The 16,856-nt window shown below is 69.3% G+C and carries 15 protein-coding genes; 8 read left to right on the plus strand and 7 right to left on the minus strand.

Going from position 1 to position 16,856, the window contains the following annotated elements; all coding sequences use genetic code 11:
- Window positions 1-96 precede the first annotated feature (96 nt).
- From AB0F41_RS20055 to AB0F41_RS20065, 3 genes are all read left to right on the plus strand, one after another.
- Window positions 97-699 (plus strand): CHAP domain-containing protein, encoded by a 603-nt coding sequence (locus AB0F41_RS20055; RefSeq protein WP_357425882.1) that lies wholly within the window; start codon window positions 97-99, stop codon window positions 697-699.
- Between the two features lie 70 nt (window positions 700-769).
- The gene (locus AB0F41_RS20060; RefSeq protein WP_357425884.1) at window positions 770-1,945 is read left to right on the plus strand and encodes a hypothetical protein; all 1,176 of its coding nucleotides are present in this window, start codon (window positions 770-772) and stop codon (window positions 1,943-1,945) included.
- Between the two features lie 191 nt (window positions 1,946-2,136).
- Window positions 2,137-2,853, plus strand: coding sequence for a DUF1906 domain-containing protein (locus AB0F41_RS20065; RefSeq protein ID WP_357425886.1), 717 nt, complete (start codon window positions 2,137-2,139; stop codon window positions 2,851-2,853).
- A 43-nt stretch (window positions 2,854-2,896) separates the two neighbouring features.
- Here AB0F41_RS20065 and AB0F41_RS20070 read toward each other — a convergent pair whose 3' ends face one another.
- The 4 genes from AB0F41_RS20070 to typA form a co-directional block, all read right to left on the minus strand.
- Window positions 2,897-3,328 (minus strand): hypothetical protein, encoded by a 432-nt coding sequence (locus AB0F41_RS20070; protein ID WP_357425888.1) that lies wholly within the window; start codon window positions 3,326-3,328, stop codon window positions 2,897-2,899.
- A gap of 55 nt (window positions 3,329-3,383) precedes the next feature.
- Window positions 3,384-4,274 (minus strand): N-acetyl-1-D-myo-inositol-2-amino-2-deoxy-alpha-D-glucopyranoside deacetylase, encoded by an 891-nt coding sequence (gene mshB / locus AB0F41_RS20075; protein ID WP_357425890.1) that lies wholly within the window; start codon window positions 4,272-4,274, stop codon window positions 3,384-3,386.
- The gene (locus AB0F41_RS20080) at window positions 4,271-5,986 is read right to left on the minus strand and encodes an ABC transporter family substrate-binding protein (RefSeq protein WP_357425912.1); all 1,716 of its coding nucleotides are present in this window, start codon (window positions 5,984-5,986) and stop codon (window positions 4,271-4,273) included. The genes mshB and AB0F41_RS20080 overlap by 4 nt, the downstream gene beginning before the upstream one ends.
- 116 nt (window positions 5,987-6,102) lie before the next feature.
- Window positions 6,103-8,001: a translational GTPase TypA gene (gene typA, locus AB0F41_RS20085; RefSeq protein ID WP_357425892.1), complete on the minus strand. Its 1,899-nt coding sequence runs from the start codon at window positions 7,999-8,001 to the stop codon at window positions 6,103-6,105.
- A 148-nt stretch (window positions 8,002-8,149) separates the two neighbouring features.
- Between typA and AB0F41_RS20090 the strand changes: the two genes are divergently transcribed.
- Both AB0F41_RS20090 and AB0F41_RS20095 read left to right on the plus strand, forming a co-directional pair.
- The gene (locus AB0F41_RS20090) at window positions 8,150-8,326 is read left to right on the plus strand and encodes a hypothetical protein (protein WP_168165626.1); all 177 of its coding nucleotides are present in this window, start codon (window positions 8,150-8,152) and stop codon (window positions 8,324-8,326) included.
- Window positions 8,327-8,375: 49 nt separating this feature from the next.
- Window positions 8,376-8,663, plus strand: coding sequence for a 4a-hydroxytetrahydrobiopterin dehydratase (locus AB0F41_RS20095; protein WP_357425894.1), 288 nt, complete (start codon window positions 8,376-8,378; stop codon window positions 8,661-8,663).
- On the opposite strand, the gene AB0F41_RS20100 is transcribed toward AB0F41_RS20095, so the two are convergent.
- The gene (locus AB0F41_RS20100) at window positions 8,611-9,774 is read right to left on the minus strand and encodes a mannosyltransferase (protein WP_357425914.1); all 1,164 of its coding nucleotides are present in this window, start codon (window positions 9,772-9,774) and stop codon (window positions 8,611-8,613) included. The two genes, AB0F41_RS20095 and AB0F41_RS20100, sit on opposite strands and share 53 nt — an antisense overlap.
- A gap of 505 nt (window positions 9,775-10,279) precedes the next feature.
- Here AB0F41_RS20100 and AB0F41_RS20105 point away from each other — a divergent pair.
- Window positions 10,280-11,068 (plus strand): hypothetical protein, encoded by a 789-nt coding sequence (locus AB0F41_RS20105; RefSeq protein ID WP_357425896.1) that lies wholly within the window; start codon window positions 10,280-10,282, stop codon window positions 11,066-11,068.
- A 95-nt stretch (window positions 11,069-11,163) separates the two neighbouring features.
- On the plus strand, window positions 11,164-11,511 hold the full coding sequence (locus AB0F41_RS20110; RefSeq protein WP_357425898.1) for a hypothetical protein: 348 nt from the start codon (window positions 11,164-11,166) through the stop codon (window positions 11,509-11,511).
- A gap of 16 nt (window positions 11,512-11,527) precedes the next feature.
- Here the strand turns inward: AB0F41_RS20110 and AB0F41_RS20115 are convergent, their stop codons facing one another.
- Both AB0F41_RS20115 and AB0F41_RS20120 read right to left on the minus strand, forming a co-directional pair.
- On the minus strand, window positions 11,528-13,174 hold the full coding sequence (locus tag AB0F41_RS20115; RefSeq protein WP_357425900.1) for a PH domain-containing protein: 1,647 nt from the start codon (window positions 13,172-13,174) through the stop codon (window positions 11,528-11,530).
- Entirely contained in the window at window positions 13,171-13,683 is a 513-nt protein-coding gene (locus AB0F41_RS20120; protein WP_357425902.1) for a PH domain-containing protein, read from the minus strand. Before AB0F41_RS20120 ends, AB0F41_RS20115 begins: the two co-directional genes overlap by 4 nt.
- Before the next feature lie 187 nt (window positions 13,684-13,870).
- Here AB0F41_RS20120 and AB0F41_RS20125 point away from each other — a divergent pair, with 187 nt between their 5' ends.
- Complete coding sequence (locus AB0F41_RS20125) at window positions 13,871-16,447, plus strand: bifunctional FO biosynthesis protein CofGH (RefSeq protein ID WP_357425904.1); 2,577 nt, start codon at window positions 13,871-13,873, stop codon at window positions 16,445-16,447.
- Window positions 16,448-16,856 lie beyond the last annotated feature (409 nt).

Here is a 16,856-nt window from a genome sequence, read left to right on the forward strand (position 1 = left end):
GGATCCACTGGCCCGGCGATTCGATCGACGGGCATGCTGTTGCTGAAGGCCGGCCGCCCGATCGGGGCGTGACATCGGTGTCCGGGAGGGGACGATATGCGGAAACGAGCGGTAGTTCAGGTGCGCCGGCCGGGCATGTTCCGGTGGGCGGTCGTGATGGGGGCTGTGCTGGTCGCGGTCGGCGCGTGCGCACTGCCGGGTTCCGGGGACGGGCTGGTCGGGGAGCGGCTCACCGAGTTCCCCGCGATAGACCGGTCCGTGCTGACCCCCGCGCAGGTCGCGGTGGTCGCCGCCGCCGAAACCGAATTCGCCGATCCGGGTAGCGGTGCCGACTATTCCGAGGGCACCGACGAACCCTGGTGCGCGAATTTCGTGAGCTGGGTGCTGCGCGAGGCCGGGATGCCACTGGCCAACCCCAACTCCGGATCCTGGCGGATACCCGGGGTGTACACCCTGCAGGAGTACTACGAGAGCCGGGGCAGATTCGTCGCGTTCGATCCGGGATACCGGCCCACCACCGGTGATGTGATCCTGTACGGGCCGGGCAGCCGGTACGGGCAGCATACGAATATCGTGCTGGTCGCCGAGGGCGCGACCGTCACCACGATCGGCGGGAACGAGGGCGATATCGTGCGCATCGAACGCTGGGAACCCGCTTCCGTCCCCGATATCGATATCGTCGGATACGGCCGGTTGTAGCGCGGCGCCGACGACCCTGCGGACCCGGAACCCCGATCGCGTACCGTGATCTTCAGCGGTGGAGGTGAAGGTGTCACAGCGACTCATGGAACCGATCGAACTGGGCAATCCGGAATGGATCGACTACGCCGAATTCGGCAGGAGGTTCGTCACCCACGCGGTGACCGAATCACGAATCGAGGCTGCGGTCGCCGGGATCACCGGCCGCGAACTCGCCATCGGGCCGTTCAACCTGGGGCCCGCCGGTCTCGCCGGATTCCTGGCCCGCGGCCGGATCGGCCGCCCGGAAGTGGTGCACCGGGGCCCGCGGATCACCTACGGCGTCCGGATACCGGTATCGCTGGCGGCGAAGATCCTGCTCGGCGGTAAGCGTCTGGGCCTGGAAACCGTGGTCTCCATCGACCTCACCTTCCACGCCCACACCGCGGATCCGCTGCTGGTGGTGATCGATATCCCGCAGGTCCGCCGGACCGACGTCCAGGTCCTGCTGCGGTTGGCCGCCGCCGATTCGGTGGCCGAATGGATGCTCGACCCGATCGCGGGCCTGCTGCAGCGCGAGGTCGCCAACCGGGTGAACGCCATGCTGCGCGATCCCGGGGTGATGCGCAGCCGCATCTACGATATCGAGGCCATCATGGCCCGCGAACGGTCTCCGCATCGCACCCGCACCGAGTTCGACTGGATCGACTACGCCGAATTCGGCCGCCGCTTCTTCCCGCGCATCGTCACCCGGGAACGGGTCGGTGAATTCGCCACCCGCCTGGCCGGACGGCAGATCGAGATCGGGCCCCTGCGAACCGGTCCGCGGGCGGCGGCCGAGGTGACGGTCCGCGGTGCGGTCGCCGAACCGCGGATCAGCGACCGCCCGGCGGAAAACCCCGAGGCCGATTCGCCGGGCGACGCCGATATCGCGCTCGTGCGATTCGATCTGGTGGTGCCGGTCTCGCTGGATATCACCGTCAACGTCCTCAAGGACAACCACTACCGGGCCGAGGTGGAGATCCCGCTGGTTCTCACCGCCCACGCCGCCGACCCGCTGCTCATCGTGGTGGAGGTCGATCCCCCGCTGCGGGAGGACGTCCGGCTCGAATACGCGGCCCAGGGGGTACGGGCGGCCGCGCTGGGCGTGCTCGCCGGGATCAGGAAACAGATCGTCGCCCAGGTGGTGCGAGTGGTGCGCGCCGAACTCGCCGACCCGGCCGGCCGGACCGTGGACGTGGCCCAGCGCATCGACCGTTTGCTCTGACGCCCGGCGACGCTTCCGGGGGTCCGGTGCGGCCGCGTTCGCCCGGGATCCTGGACTCCGCGCGCCGACACGAGATCGGACACCTCCTGTGGTGGAATGACCTCACGCTGAAGGCTCCCGGCGCGCGGTTCGGATGGGGAAGGCGCGCCGGGCACGCTGCTGCCGTTCACGTGGGTGTGAAGGAGTCTGCGATGGTCTCATCTCTGTCCCGCCGGGCCCTGTTCGGATACGCCGCCGCCGCTGCCGCTGCCGGGGCGGCGGGTTCGGCGCTGGGGCGAGCCCGTGCCACGGCCGCGCCGCTGGGGACACTGCTCGACTATGCCGGGGGAGTGCCCTCGGCGGCCGCGATCCGGGACGCGGGTCATCTCGGTGTCATCCGGTATGTGTCCGACCGCCGGCCGGGTGCGGAGTGGATGACCGGGAAACCGCTGGGGGCAGGCGAAGTCGACGCGTTGCGGGCGGCCGGTCTGGCGATCGTGTCCTGCTACCAGTTCGGCAAGGGCCCCACCGCGGATTGGTGCGGCGGACTCGAAGCCGGCAAGCGGCATGCGGCCCGCGGTCTGGAACTGCACCGGGCGGCGGGCGGGCCGGAGAACCGGCCCATCTACGCCTCCATCGATGACAACCCCACCCCGATCGATTTCGCGACCATGATCCTGCCCTACCTGCACGGCTGGCATTCGGTGCTCGGCCGGGAGAACACCGGGGTCTACGCCAACGCGCCCACCATCGAATTGGCCCGGTTGGCGGGGGTGGGCGGCTGGTTCTGGCAGCACGACTGGGGTACCCCCGCGGCATTCGTGCATCCGGCCGCGCATCTGCACCAGTTCGAGATCGACGACCGCACGGTCGACGGGGTGGGCGTGGATGTGAACAATATCCTCGCCGCGAACTACGGCGCCTGGTGACCGGCACTCGCCGAGTGCCCGGGCAACAAGCCGGTCCGTGCCGTCAGGTCCGGGCCGGTTTCGGCCGGTTCGCCAGCACATACATGTAGATCAGTGGCACCACCGCACCGCACAGGAACAGCAGCAGTGTCCCCAGATCGCTGCGCAGCGGGATATCGCCGCCCGGTCCGCTGCTCGCGGCCACCAGGAAAGCCGCCAGCCAGGCCGCGATCGGCAGGAACAGCACCGACAACCGGGAGGTCACGGTGCCCGCCGCCCACACCAGCGCCAGGTTCACGGGCGCGGCCAGTATCGCGGTGACCGGTACCGCGACGCCGCCGATATACAGCGGCAGGTACAGCACCTCGACGATCAGCGCGATCACCGCGACCAGGACCAGAACGGCGATCAGCACCGAACCGAGCACGCGCTCCACCAGCGCTGTGGACCGCGTCGCGGGATCCGCGCCGATCTTGTCGTCGGTGGCGCTGGTCATCGGAACTCCCAGAGCTGCATACGGTCGAGTCTATTCGGCCCGGCGCCGCGGCCCGTCATCCCAGACCGGCGAACAGGTCGTCCTCCCGGCCGTCCGATCCGCGCGGGCCGATACGGCCGCGGGCCAGCACGAAATGCTCTTCGGGCAGGATCGGCTGCGCGACCATGTTGGTCAGCGCGAATTCCCGGCCGGAAGGCGACACGGTGAGCTGGGTGGCATGCGCGCGCAGCGCGGCCCGTTTCGCGTTGAGCTCGGCCGCGACATCGATGGTGGTGGTCACCGCGGCGCCGGGTACGCAGGCCAGCTCGTCGTCCACCGCGAGCCGCCAGCCCTGCGGCAGGGCACCGGGCAGCGCGTCCACGGTGCGCCGGGCCAGCGCCCGCAGGTGATCGTGCAGGATATCGGCGTCGGTCACGGTCCAGTAGAACTTGGGCGTGTCCCAGCCGCGCGCGGCGGCCGCGGTCACCGCGGCCGTGGTCACCTGGTGGGCGCGAATATGATCCGGATGCCCGTACCCGCCGTCGGGGTCGTAGGTCACCACCACGCGGGGGCGCCGGGCCAGGATCGTCTCGGTGAGTTCCGCGACGGCGGCGTCACCGGAGTTCACGAAGGCACGCGGATGCCGCGCCGCGGCGGTGCCGGCCATTCCGGAGTCGCGCCAGCGGCCGGCGCCGCCCAGGAAGCAGGGCGATCCGGCGTCGAGTTCGGCCAGTGCCCGGGTGAGTTCGGCGATCCGGTAGCCACCGAGCTGATCGGCGCGGTCGGCGGTCAGGCCGGCCCACCGGTCGCCGACGACTTCACCTTCCTCACCGAGGGTGCAGGTCACCACCGTCACCGGTACCCCGCGGCGCCGATAGTGGGCGATGGTGCCCCCGGTGGTGATGGTTTCGTCGTCGGGATGGGCGTGCACCAGCAGCAGTCCACCGGTGCCGGCGGCGGCGGTCACGGTAGCCGCCGCCACATGGCCGCATCGCCGAATATCCCGGCCTGGATCGCACCGCTCAGCGAGGCGCCGTCCACCGACGGACCGGCGGCGGCGACCACGTTGTCCTGCACGATCGGCAGCACCGTCGATTCGCCCCACAGCCGCGGCTCCGCCTCGCCCAGGGTCCGGGGTACCTCCACCCCGTGCAGCGCACCGTCGATCGCCGGCTGGAAATCCGGTGCGCAGACACCGGACAGATTGCTCGGCGCCTGCCGGGCCGCCTCCACGGCCGCCGGTACCTCGGTTTCCTCGCCGTCGTCGGTCGTGGTCCGGGTGGGCGCCACGGGCGGGCAGCCGTACCGGGACGCCAGTGCCGTCGCCGGATCGCCGCCGGTGGCCTCCCAGCCGACAACGGCGTCGACGCCACCTTCCACGAGCTCTTTCCCGTAGAGCTCGTCGGCGGGCAGCGGGCGTACCGTGGCGTCGATCCCGGCGCTGCGCAACTGGTCGGCTGCCGTGTTGGCCACCGCCAGACCGGTGTCGTCGCCGGTCACCGCACCGATCCGGAGTGCCAGCGGTTCCCCGTTGCGGGCCAGTGAACGCGGTCGCGGAGCGGGTGAGGTCGCCGAGACCGGCGGCGGCTCGGGGGCCCGGCCGAATCCGGCGGTGGCCAGCAGGTCGAACGCCTGCTCGGTGGAGAGCCGCGGCGGTTCGGTCGGGGCGTAGCCGGGGTCGGAGGGGGAGAGTACCTGGGCGCGGACCGGTTCCACCCAGTTCCCGGTCTGCGCGCCGACCGTGGCGAGCAGCGCCGGATCGAGCAGCGCGAGCACCGCCGTGCGCACCCGGTGATCGCTGAGCACGCCGTCGCGGCCGTTCAACGAGAGCCGTAACTGCCGCGACTGCGGCATGATCGCGGTCCGTACCGAGGGGATGGCCGCCAGCTGGGCCCGGGTGGCGACGCCGCCGTGGACCAGCGCCATCTGGGTATCGCCGGTGCGCAGCGAATCCGCGAGCTGGGAGGGGGTCCCGCCGCGGCGCAACAGGATCTGGTCCGGCCGGGCCGGGGTGCCCCAGAACCGGTCGTTGCGTTCCAGCAGGATCTCGTCGCGGCCGGGGTCGGCGGATTCGATGGTGAAATTGCCGCCCGAAACCGGGATCTGCTCCACCAGGGTCCGCTGGAAACCGCCCGGGGAGTCCTTCATCAGATGTGAGGGCAGCAGATTCGCGAACAGTTGCGGCCACGCGGGGTAGGGCTCGTTCATGACCACGGTGACCGTTTTGCCGCCGTAGGACGAACGCACCTCGGAGATCAGCCGATAGCCGGCCGGGTCGATGACACCGGGCTGGGTGATCATCTGCTGCCACAGGTACCAGAAGTCCTCGGCCGCGATCGGCGCCCCATCGGACCAGTTGGCCTGGTCCTTCAGTTTGTAGGTGAGAGTGAACGGTGCCTGCGCGGTGACGGTCGCCGATTCGATCAGGTCGTTGTCGGGCACCCACAGGGTGGCGCCGGGTGCCGCCGGATCGGGGGTCGGGCGGAACGGGCTCGGCAGCACCATCGCGGCCACCGCCGCCGTCGCCGGGGACTGGTTGGACCGCAGATGCGGGTTGAACCCGATCCCGATGTCGTCGATGGCGACCACGACCGTGTTCTTGGTCGGCTGTGCCGGTTCGGTCTTCGGACTGTCCGTACTGGCAATGGGCGGCGGCGGGTCGGCGGTGCATCCGGCCATTACCGGAACGAGCACCGCCACGAGCACAAGCAGCCCGCGCCGCACCGCGCGCCTCCCCGAAATCACCTTCGGCACTCTACCCAAACCCGTGCCGCCCCGTCCGGCGGCGAAACCGCTTACAGCGCGGCCCGGTCGCGCGCCTTGCGGCGCGACAGTTCCCGGGCCCGTTCGGTGGCACCCAGGGTGACCTTGCGCACCCGCACGAACTCCGGCGTCACCTCGACGCATTCGTCCGCCGCGCAGAATTCCATGGCCATTTCCAGGTCCAGCTGCAGCGGTTTGGCGAGCGTCTCCATCACATCGGCGGTGGAGGACCGCATATTGGTGAGCTTCTTCTCTTTGGTCACGTTGATATCGAGATCCTCGGCGCGCGGGTTGATCCCGACGACCATGCCCTCGTAGGTCTCCGCGCCCGGCTCGACGAAGAACTGACCGCGATCGGAGAGCTGGATCATGGCGAACGGGGTCACGCTGCCGGACCGGTCGGACACCAGCGAGCCGGTGTGCCGGGCCCGGATCTCCCCGGCCCACGGCGCGTATCCGTGCGAGACGGCGTTGGCGATACCGGTGCCGCGGGTCTCGGTCAGGAAATCGGTGCGGAACCCGATCAGTCCGCGCGAGGGCACGATGAACTCCATCCGCACCCAGCCGGCGGCGTGGTTGTTCATCTGCACCATCTTGCCCTTGCGGGCGGCCAGCAGCTGCGTGATGGCGCCCAGGTACTCGTCCGGGCAGTCGATGGTGAGCTCCTCGTAGGGCTCGTGCACCTTGCCGTCGACCTGCCGGGTCACCACCTGCGGTTTGCCGACGGTCAGTTCGAAACCTTCGCGGCGCATCTGCTCGACCAGGATCGCCAGCGCGAGTTCGCCGCGGCCCTGCACCTCCCAGGCGTCCGGGCGGCCGATATCGAGCACCCGCAGCGAGACGTTGCCGACCAGCTCTTGGTCGAGGCGCGATTTCACCATGCGGGCGGTGAGCTTGTGGCCCTGCACCCGGCCGACCAGCGGCGAGGTGTTGGTGCCGATGACCACCGAGATGGCCGGTTCGTCCACGGTGATGCGGGGCAGCGCGACCGCGTTCTCCGGATCGGCGAGCGTATCGCCGATCATGATGTCGGTGATACCCGCGACCGCGACGATATCGCCGGCCACCGCGACCTCACCCGGCTGCCGTTCCACCCCGATGGTCTGCAGCAGCTCGGTGATCTTGACGTTCTTGACCCCGTCCGCGTGCATCCACGCGACGTTCTGGCCCTTACGCAGTTCGCCGTTGTGGATTCGCACCAGCGCCAGCCGGCCCAGGAAGGCCGAGGCGTCGAGGTTGGTGACATGGGCCTGCAGCGGCGCGGTCACATCGCCCTTGGGGGCGGGGATGTTCTCGAACAGCACGTCGAACAGCGCGTCCAGGTTCTCCGCGTTCGGCACCTCGCCGTTCTGCGGCTGCTCCTTGGATGCCTTACCCGCGCGGCCGGAGGCGTAGAGGACGGGCAGATCCAGGGCCAGTTCGGCGGCTTCGGCGGCGTCGTCGTCGAGGTCGGAGGCCAGGTCCAGCAGCAGATCGTGGCTTTCCTCGACGACCTCGGCGATACGCGCGTCGGGGCGGTCGGTCTTGTTGACCACCAGGATCACCGGCAGACAGGCCGCCAGCGCCTTGCGCAGGACGAACCGGGTCTGCGGCAGCGGGCCCTCGGAGGCGTCGACCAGCAGCACCACACCGTCGACCATGGACAGGCCGCGTTCGACCTCGCCGCCGAAATCGGCGTGGCCGGGGGTGTCGATGACATTGATGACGGTGACGGTGCCGTCGGGGTGGTGCCGGTGTACGGCGGTGTTCTTGGCGAGAATGGTGATGCCCTTCTCGCGTTCCAGATCGCCGGAATCCATCACTCGGTCGACCGGTTCGGCGCGCTCGGCGAAAGCGCCGGACTGCCGCAGCATGGCGTCGACGAGCGTCGTCTTACCGTGGTCGACGTGGGCCACGATGGCTACGTTGCGAAAATCGCGTGTAGACGACACGCCGGTTCCTCCTGCTGTTAACTGTTGCTTGCGGCCGGACCCTGCGACAGGGAGATTCGAAACTCACCGGGCATCTGGGCCGGTTACACCCTACCGGGAAGCCGGTGGCCTGCTGGCGGCGCCCGGAGGTAAGGGTATGCTAACCCGCATGGGCAAGGTCAAGGCGAGCGAGGTTTCGAGCCTCAAGCCGAAGAAGAAGTGCTGTCGTAAGAAGACGCGCTGCGTGAAATGCCCTGTCGTCATTATGCGGATGAAGCGCCTGGAAGCCACGGGCGCGAGCGGCAAGGAACTGAAGAAGGGCCTGAAGAAGGCCCGCGCCGCCTGAATCGTGCGCGGCCGTTGTTAGCCGCCGCGGTTCGGGGTACCACGGCGATATGACCACACCACTGTTGTCCGATACGGAAATCTCGGAAGCGCTCGAATCCCTGCCCGGGTGGACTCGCGCGGGTGATGTCATCAGCCGGACCGTCGAAGCGGAATCGTTCCCCGCCGGGATCGAACTGGTCCGGCGGGTCGCCGAGGTGGCCGAGGCCGCGAACCATCATCCCGATATCGATATCCGCTGGCGAAAGGTCACGTTCGCGCTGTCCACCCACTCCGAGGGTGGTCTCACGGCACAGGACGTATCGCTGGCCCGGGAGATAGATCGGCTGGCGGGCTGACCCGGGCCGCGGTCCGGCGGCCCGCCCAGATGGTCCACCCGTAGAGGGCGAGTACGCCGATCGTGTCGACCGCCCCCAGCCAGGACCAGACTCCCCAGCGGGAGATGGTCCAGATCGAATCCTGCAGGAACGACAGCACCCAAGGGGCGCCGATCAGCGTGGTCAACAGCCAATAGCCGGCCAGGATCCGCGCCCCCGGCACGTCCCGGAACGGGCCGTAGAGCAGCCACAGCACCGCCGGTAACAGCCAGCCCCAATGGTGGGACCAGGAGATCGGCGAGACCATCAGGCCGAAGAGTTGCACGATCAGCGCCGTACCCAGCAGATCGTCGCGACGCAGGGAGCGCCAGGCGAACCAGCCCAGCGTGGCGATCACCAGTACACCCGCGATCCACCACGGACCGGTGCCGACATCGCTGCCCAGCAGCCGGCTCAGCGCACCCCGCAGCGACTGGTTCCATACCGAGCCCACCGGCCCGATGCGATCGGCGTCGCCGAGCAGGGTGCCGAAATAACGACGGGTCTCCGCCGGATTGATCAGGAAACTGGCGCCCACCGTCAGCCCGAAGACCGCGGCCGACCACGCCACGGCCGCCCAGCGCCGCCGCGCGACGAAGTAGAGGCCGCTGATCGCCGGGGTGAGTTTGATGCCGGCGACCACCCCCACCAGCGCGCCCGACAGCCACCACCGGGTGCTGCGGATCGCGATCATCACGCCGAGCATGAGGAAGACGTTGACCTGCCCGTAGTCGATGGTGGTGCGCACCGGCTCGAACCACAGTCCCACCGCGGTCCACCCCACCATCGCGGTACGCCGGCCCGGATCACGCAGCGCCTCGGGACCCAGCAGCAGTTCGAAGCAGATCCGCACCACCCAGTACAGGGCCGCGACGATCGCGAACAGCCACAGCACCGCGACCACCGTGAACGGCAGGAAGTGCAGCGGGTAGAACACCACCGCCGCGAACGGCGGATAGGTGAAGGGCAGCGGGAAATCCGGAGTCTTCTCGGCGTAGGTGAAGTCGTAGAGGTGGTCGGTGAGCAGTGCCGCCGACCCGTCGACGTAGACGTGCAGGTCGACCAGGTTCATCCCGTTCGGGGTGAGCAGCATCCACAGCAGGCGCACCAGCACGCTGATCCCGAGCACGGCCAGGGCCGCGCGAAACGGTACGAACCCCCGAATATCGGTCCGGGCGCTGGGCAGATTCAATCCAGGAGCTTTCGACTAGTTCCGCTCCGGCGGCCGGGCCCGGTGCGGTTGCGCGCGTCGGCAGGAGTTTCCGGCTCGGACTACATTAACCCGACCCGTTCCGGGTCCCGCGCGAGCCTCGGCCGCGGCGCGGAATGCGGCTCCGGGGCGCCCTCCGGTGCATCCGGTAACCATTCGGCCGTAGGTCCGGTAACCATTGAGCAACCTATCGCGACACCCGGCTGTTGCCGCCACAGTTTTCACACCCGTCACTACACTTACACCTACTGCTCGGTAGCACAGCGAAACGGGGCTCGCAATCCCGACCCCGGTGCTGTACAACGCGCGGCAGTGTCCTTAGAGTGACCCCGAAACGACGGCTTTTCAGCGTCGCCCAGATGTACCCGAGGTAAGGACGGCTAGACCAGTGCTTCGCACCCGAGGATCGCGGATCGCATTGTCCGCGCTCGCCTTCGCGGCGAGCGCCTCCCTCGTGGCGCCCGCGACAGCCGTCGCGGATCCGGCCACGGAGGCATCGGTGAGCAGCGTCCCGATGGTCCCCGAAGGGGTCCCCACCGACGTTCTCGCCGCCCTGGCCCCGGCCATCGTCAACGCGCCGGCCCCCGCCGCGCAGGATATCGCCGCCCCGGGTAGCCCCCAGGCGGCCATCCTGGCGCAGGCCCGCGCGCTTCTGGACACGGTGAATCTGCCGCCGCAGATCGAAGCGACCCTGGAACGGGTCATCACCTTCCTGGACGGCAGTGGTGGTGGCGGCCCCGACATTCCGGAATCCGGCCCGGCGATCGCCCAGTTCCTGTACCCGACAATCGGTAAGGGCTGCATTGCCCCGTCCGGTGATTCGATCGGCACCGCGCTGGCCGTTCCCGGCCCCGCGCAACTGCCGCCGCCGGGCCCGGCCGCCGGGCAGACCGGTTTCGTCTTCACCGCACTGGGCACCGAGCGACCGACGGCCGAGCAGACGCAACCGCTGATGGTGCAGTGGCGCAACCTCGACACCGGCGCCTCGGGCTCCCAGCCGCTGACCGACGCGGCCAAGATCAACCCGGACGGCCCGGCCACCCTCTCGGCGATCGCCGAGACCGGGGCCGGCCGGATCGTCGCGGTGATCGGCGGCGGGCTCACCACCCAGGCCACCGAAACCGAGGTCCGCAGCTGCACCTTCGCGCCGACCATCGGATTCTTCACCGTCGGATAAATAGAGCACCGGTTGAGCCCGGACCGGAGCCATATGGCTCCGCTCCGGGCTCGTATCCGGCCGCATTCGACGTGCGATTGTGGTAGACCGGGGCCATGGTGACTGTCGATACCTCGAATGGGTCCCGTAAGAGCCGAGGCTCCTCGCGCTCGATTCTTTCTATCCGGTCCGAGGGATCGATTTTGTCGATCGGGTCGGCGTATTCGATCCTGTCCGTCGGCAGTGTCGGTTCCTTCTTGTCGATCGGCTCGATCGGTTCCTTCGGCTCGATCATTTCCAGCGGATCCTTCGCCAGCCTCGGTTCGGCGTTATCGGGGCTGTCCAGGTGGTCACTGCTGTCATGGCGGGGCGACCACTCCAGTCCGGACCAGCGCCCGGATCTCCGCGTGGTGGCCGACGAACCGGAGCTCAGGGTGGCCGCCACCCGGCACAGTCAGACCTGATCCGGCGAGCCCGGACTCACGACGCGGCGGTTTCGGGATCGCGTAACGGCCCGCGCAGCCCGGGCGTGACGGCCTCCAGCACCGGCCGGGCCCGGTCGAGGGGGAGGTCCTCGAGCACGTACACCTTCTTACCCGCGGCGGTCACCGCACCCAGGGTCACCAGGCCGGAACGGCGCTGCCAGAGGGTCTGTCGTACGGACCAGCCGATTATGCCGGGCGCCTCGAGGCAGGACCGGGCCCGGTCCAGGGAGCCGGAGCGCACGATCAACCAGGTGGGGGAGCCGGTGGTCGCGGGGAGGATCGCATGGCCGAGGCCGCGGTAACGGTCCTCGGCCAGTAGCGCACCCACCGGCACCAGGCAGACCGGTAGCAACCACCACCACGCCGAGAACTCCCAGCCGGCCGCGGTGGCGAGCAGCAGCGCGGCCGCGAGCAGCGGGCCGGGCCAGCCGGCCCGGATATGGCGGCGCCGCCGCGCCGCCGGACCGTGCGGGATCAGCGGGATCTCGGCCAGTGTCGTCAGGTGCGCGAGCCGGTCGCCGGACGCGGGGGGCCCGTCGTGCCGGTGTGGGCTCAGCAGATGGGCCAGCGTGTGTTCCACGGCTTCACGCGGTGCCTGCGGGAGGATCTTCTGCCGGGGGTTCTCACCGGTCATGATCGCCTCCAGCTGTGCGGCGCGCGCCGCGCGCAACAGCAGGGGTTCCCGGATGGTCGCACCGCGCAGGCGCGCGGTGTCCAGCGTGATCTGGCGCAGCGTGAACAGGCCGCGGCGGATCTGCAGGGTGCTCCCGTAATCGATGACCCGCAGGCCGTAATAGGTGATCAGATAGTGGGCGCAGGCCGCCGCGCTGACCAGGACCACCAGCGCGGCCAGCGCGAGGAGCACGGCGATCAGCAGTGCCGCGACACCGAAATCCCGGAAACTGCGCACGGTTTCGCGGGTGATCTCGACCTCGGCCGCGCCGTAGCCGAATTGTGCGGCCAGGCCGAGCGCCGAGGCCGCCAGCGCGAACCCGGTCAGCGATAGTGGCGCGTAGCGGACCCAGCGCGACTGCCAGTGCCCGATCTCCCGGCCGCCCCGCGGTTCGAGGGTTTTCGGCGCCGATGCCGGGGCGGCCGGATCGGGTGCGGCCGAACCGGGTTCATCGGCGGCGTGATGAGGTTCGCGGGTGTGCGCCAGCAGCTGGGTGCGCAGCGGCCGCACCTGGTCGGCGGCCAGCGCGTCCAGGGTGAACTTGTCCTCGGATCCGGCTTCCTGGCCGGTGCCGATGACCACGGCGGCCAATCCCAGGATCCGGTGCAGCGGATCGGCCTCGATATCGACCGACCGGATTCGCGCGCGCGGCACCGACAGCCGTTTCCGCCGCAGGACTCCTGTGCGCAGTTCCACATGGGTGGGACCGATCCGGTAGGTCGTGGTGAACCAGATCGCGAGCCCGTAGGGGATCACGACCACCAGGCCCAGCAGCGCGTACAGCGGGTTTCCGGAACTGACCCCGAGGATCGCGGCGCCGATCACCGCGGGCAGGAATTTCACGATCTCCTGGACCGGATGCACCAGCAGCATCCGGCGGTCCAGCCGTAGCCAGGGGTCGGGCGCATCGGCGCCCGGGGTTCGGGGCTCCGGCCCCGGGGCCGCTCCCGGTTCCGGGGGCCCGGTCATGTCGCGTCACCGCGGTGCCGCGCGGCGACCTCGGTCAGGCGTGCCACCGTGCGGTCGGCCACCGATCCGTCGAGCAATTCGATACGGACCGCGCCCGCTGAGGACGCAGTGGTCACCGTGATCGTGGAGAGCCCGAACAGCCGTTCCAGCGGGCCGCGTTCGGTATCCACGGTCTGCACTCGCGAGATCGGCGCGACCCGGCTCTCCTGGGTCAGCCAGCCGACCCGGCTGTACACGGCCTCCTCGGTGACCTCCCAGCGGTGCACCCGGTACCGCCACCGCGGTACCGCGATCGTGGCGGCCACCGCGACCGGAACCGCGATCAGCAGGGCCGCGATCTGCCACGGCCGCCGACCGTCGTCGAGGGCGAACCACCCGAGCAGTACGGCGAGAACGAACAGCCATCCCAGGGCAGTCTGCACAGTCCAGAAGGTTTTCGCGCGTGGACTCGGCCGCCACGACGGCTCGGTCAGAAGATCGGGTGACCGCGGCAGGCTGTCCGGCGTCATATATTCATCGTCGCACGGTGTCGGGTCGGCCGGTCCGGCCGAGAACGGCGCTCCGGCCTCTCAGGAACGGCCGGAACCGCCGGACCCGATTGTCCCCGCAGCTGTGACCTGCACGGAATAGCCCGAACTACACCACGGTTGTGAACGCTCAACGACCTGGGAGGAGACAGTTCCGGATGTGTGCCGCATGATCGAGGGCGTGACCGAGCTAGGAAAACCGAGCGTCCCGACCCCCGTGCCGACCCCGTCCGCCATGCGCCGGGCGCTGCGCCGGGCACGTGACGGGGTCACCCTGAATGCCGACGAAGCCACGGTCCTGCTGCATGCCCGCGGCGACGATCTGGCCGACCTGTCCCGCAGCGCGGCCCGGGTTCGCGACGCCGGGCTCGCCTCGGCCGGCCGCCCGGCCACCATCACCTATTCGCGCAATGTGTTCATCCCGCTGACCCACCTGTGCCGCGACACCTGCCACTACTGCACGTTCGTCACCGTGCCGGGCAAACTGCGCGCCCAGGGCCGCGGCATGTTCCTGGAACCGGACGAGGTTCTCGATATCGCCCGCCGCGGCGCCGAACTGGGCTGTAAGGAGGCGTTGTTCACCCTGGGTGACCGCCCGGAGGCGCGCTGGCCGGAGGCCGCGCAGTGGCTCGACGAGCGCGGTTACGACTCCACCCTGGACTACCTGCGCGCGGTATCCATCCTGGTGCTCGAGGAGACCGGGCTGCTGCCGCATCTGAACCCCGGGGTGATGTCGTGGGAGGAGATCTCCCGTCTCAAGCCGGTGGCCCAGTCGATGGGCATGATGCTGGAAACCACCTCGACCAGGCTGTTCACCGAAAAGGGCAACTGCCACTACGGCAGTCCCGACAAGGATCCCGCGGTCCGGTTGCGCGCCATCACCGACGCGGGGCGGCTGTCCGTGCCCTACACCACCGGAATTCTGGTCGGTATCGGCGAGACGATCGCCGAGCGGGCCGACACGATTCTGGCGATCCGCAAACAGCACAAGGCGTTCGGGCATATCCAGGAAGTGATCGTGCAGAACTTCCGGGCCAAGGACGACACCGCGATGCGGCACGCGCCCGACGCCGACCTGACCGAATTCCTCGCGACCATCGCGGTGACCCGGCTGCTGCTCGGACCGGACGTCTCGGTGCAGGCGCCGCCGAACCTGGTATCGGGCGAGGAGTGCCGGGCCCTGCTGGAGGCCGGGATCGATGATTGGGGCGGCGTTTCGCCGGTCACCCCCGACCATGTCAACCCCGAACGGCCCTGGCCCAACCTCGATGCGCTCGCCGAACTCACCGCCGCGGCCGGGTTCGAGCTGGTGGAACGCACCTCGGCGCATCCGAAATATGTGCGGGCCGGCAGCCCGTGGATCGACCCGCGGATCGGCGCGCACGTCGCCGCCCTCACCGATCCGGAGACCGGATTGGCCGACAGTGAGGCGCGGCCGGTGGGTCTGCCCTGGCAGGAACCGGACGAGACCTGGGAGTCGGCCGGCCGGACCGATCTGAACACGGCGATCGACACCGCCGGCCGCAATACCGATACCCGCAGCGATATCGATAACGCGTTCGGCGACTGGGACACCATCCGGGAGCAGGTCCGGGACCTGGCGGCCGCCCCGCGACTCGACGCCGATGTGCTGGCAGCCCTGCGCGCCGCCGAGAAGGACCCGGCCGGGCTCACCGACGCCCAGTATCTGGCGCTGGCCACCGCCGACGGTGCCGACCTGGAGGCCGTGGCCGGACTGGCCGACCAGTTGCGTCGCGATGTCAACGGTGACGATGTCACCTACGTGGTGAACCGCAATATCAACTTCACCAATATCTGCTACACCGGCTGCCGCTTCTGCGCTTTCGCCCAGCGCAAGGGCGACGCCGACGCGTTCACACTCAGCACCGACGAGGTCGCCGACCGGGCCTGGGAAGCCTATGTGGACGGTGCGACCGAGGTCTGCATGCAGGGCGGTATCGATCCCGATCTGCCGGTCACCGGATATGCCGATCTGGTGCGCGCGGTGAAGGCCCGGGTGCCCGCCATGCATGTGCACGCCTTCAGCCCGATGGAGATCGTCAACGGCGCCTCCCGCGGCGGCGAGAGTGTGCGGGACTGGCTGACCGCGTTGAAGGAAGCCGGTCTCGGCACCATTCCCGGAACGGCCGCGGAAATCCTCGATGACGAGGTCCGCTGGGTGCTCACCAAGGGCAAACTGCCGGCCTCGGCCTGGATCGATGTGGTCACCACGGCGCATCAGGTGGGGATCCGGTCCAGTTCGACGATGATGTACGGCCACGTCGACAACCCGAGCCACTGGGTCGGGCATCTGCGGGTGCTGCGCGGCATCCAGGACGAAACCGGTGGTTTCACCGAATTCGTGCTGCTGCCGTTCGTGCATCAGAGTGCCCCGCTGTATCTGGCGGGCGCCTCCCGCCCCGGCCCCACCAACCGCGACAACCGCGCCGCCCACGCTCTGTCGCGGATCATGCTGCACGGCCGTATCGACAATATCCAGACCAGCTGGGTGAAGCTCGGCACCACCGGCACCCAGGTGATGCTGCGCAGCGGCGCCAACGACCTCGGCGGCACCCTCATGGAGGAGACCATCTCCCGGATGGCGGGCTCCCAGCACGGCTCGGCGAAAACGGTGGCCGAACTCACAGAAATAGCGGAAGGCATAGGACGCCCCGTCCGCGAACGCACCACCACCTACGGAGTCCCCGCAGGTCGCGGCCCGGTTCCGGGCCTGGAACTGGTGTAAAGGGCAAGAGGTCGAGCGGCCGCACCGCGGCATGCGGTCCCCAAGAACAGGCCGCTCGACCACGTGGTTCTCGCCGATCGCTTGCCCGCGACCCGGGCCTCCCACGCCTCATACGTGAAGCACGAAGGCCCGACTCGCCGAAAACTCAACAGAATTTGTACCCGCCCGCCTGAGCCGGCTCCGCGATCATGGAAGTGCGCACAGGCCACAACCTATGGACCGGCAACCGCACACTGCGTGCCGCGCGGTCGCAACGCGACAACCCGGCAACGCTCCGAGCAGGCCCGATCTACAGTACGGGCCACCCCCTCGGCGCCGAGTTCAGCGAGGCCCTGAAAGGGTTCGGCCCGCGTCTGCTGTCAGCCCTCGAAGCGAGGCGGCGCAGCCGCGAGTCTCGAGGGCTGACAGC

The sequence above is a fragment of the Nocardia sp. NPDC024068 genome (assembly GCF_040638875.1).
In the GTDB taxonomy this organism is placed as follows: Bacteria; Actinomycetota; Actinomycetes; order Mycobacteriales; family Mycobacteriaceae; genus Nocardia.

Excerpts from the sequence above, each read along its gene's own strand:
- AB0F41_RS20055 (WP_357425882.1), top strand. The coding sequence starts at position 97 with ATGCGGAAACGAGCGGTAGTTCAGGTGCGCCGGCCGGGCATGTTCCGG.
- AB0F41_RS20065 (WP_357425886.1), top strand. The coding sequence starts at position 2,137 with ATGGTCTCATCTCTGTCCCGCCGGGCCCTGTTCGGATACGCCGCCGCC.
- AB0F41_RS20070 (WP_357425888.1), bottom strand. The coding sequence starts at position 3,328 with ATGACCAGCGCCACCGACGACAAGATCGGCGCGGATCCCGCGACGCGG.
- AB0F41_RS20080 (WP_357425912.1), bottom strand. The coding sequence starts at position 5,986 with ATGGCCGGATGCACCGCCGACCCGCCGCCGCCCATTGCCAGTACGGAC.
- AB0F41_RS20090 (WP_168165626.1), top strand. The coding sequence starts at position 8,150 with ATGGGCAAGGTCAAGGCGAGCGAGGTTTCGAGCCTCAAGCCGAAGAAG.
- AB0F41_RS20095 (WP_357425894.1), top strand. The coding sequence starts at position 8,376 with ATGACCACACCACTGTTGTCCGATACGGAAATCTCGGAAGCGCTCGAA.
- AB0F41_RS20100 (WP_357425914.1), bottom strand. The coding sequence starts at position 9,774 with ATGCTGCTCACCCCGAACGGGATGAACCTGGTCGACCTGCACGTCTAC.
- AB0F41_RS20110 (WP_357425898.1), top strand. The coding sequence starts at position 11,164 with ATGGTGACTGTCGATACCTCGAATGGGTCCCGTAAGAGCCGAGGCTCC.
- AB0F41_RS20115 (WP_357425900.1), bottom strand. The coding sequence starts at position 13,174 with ATGACCGGGCCCCCGGAACCGGGAGCGGCCCCGGGGCCGGAGCCCCGA.
- AB0F41_RS20120 (WP_357425902.1), bottom strand. The coding sequence starts at position 13,683 with ATGACGCCGGACAGCCTGCCGCGGTCACCCGATCTTCTGACCGAGCCG.
- AB0F41_RS20125 (WP_357425904.1), top strand. The coding sequence starts at position 13,871 with ATGATCGAGGGCGTGACCGAGCTAGGAAAACCGAGCGTCCCGACCCCC.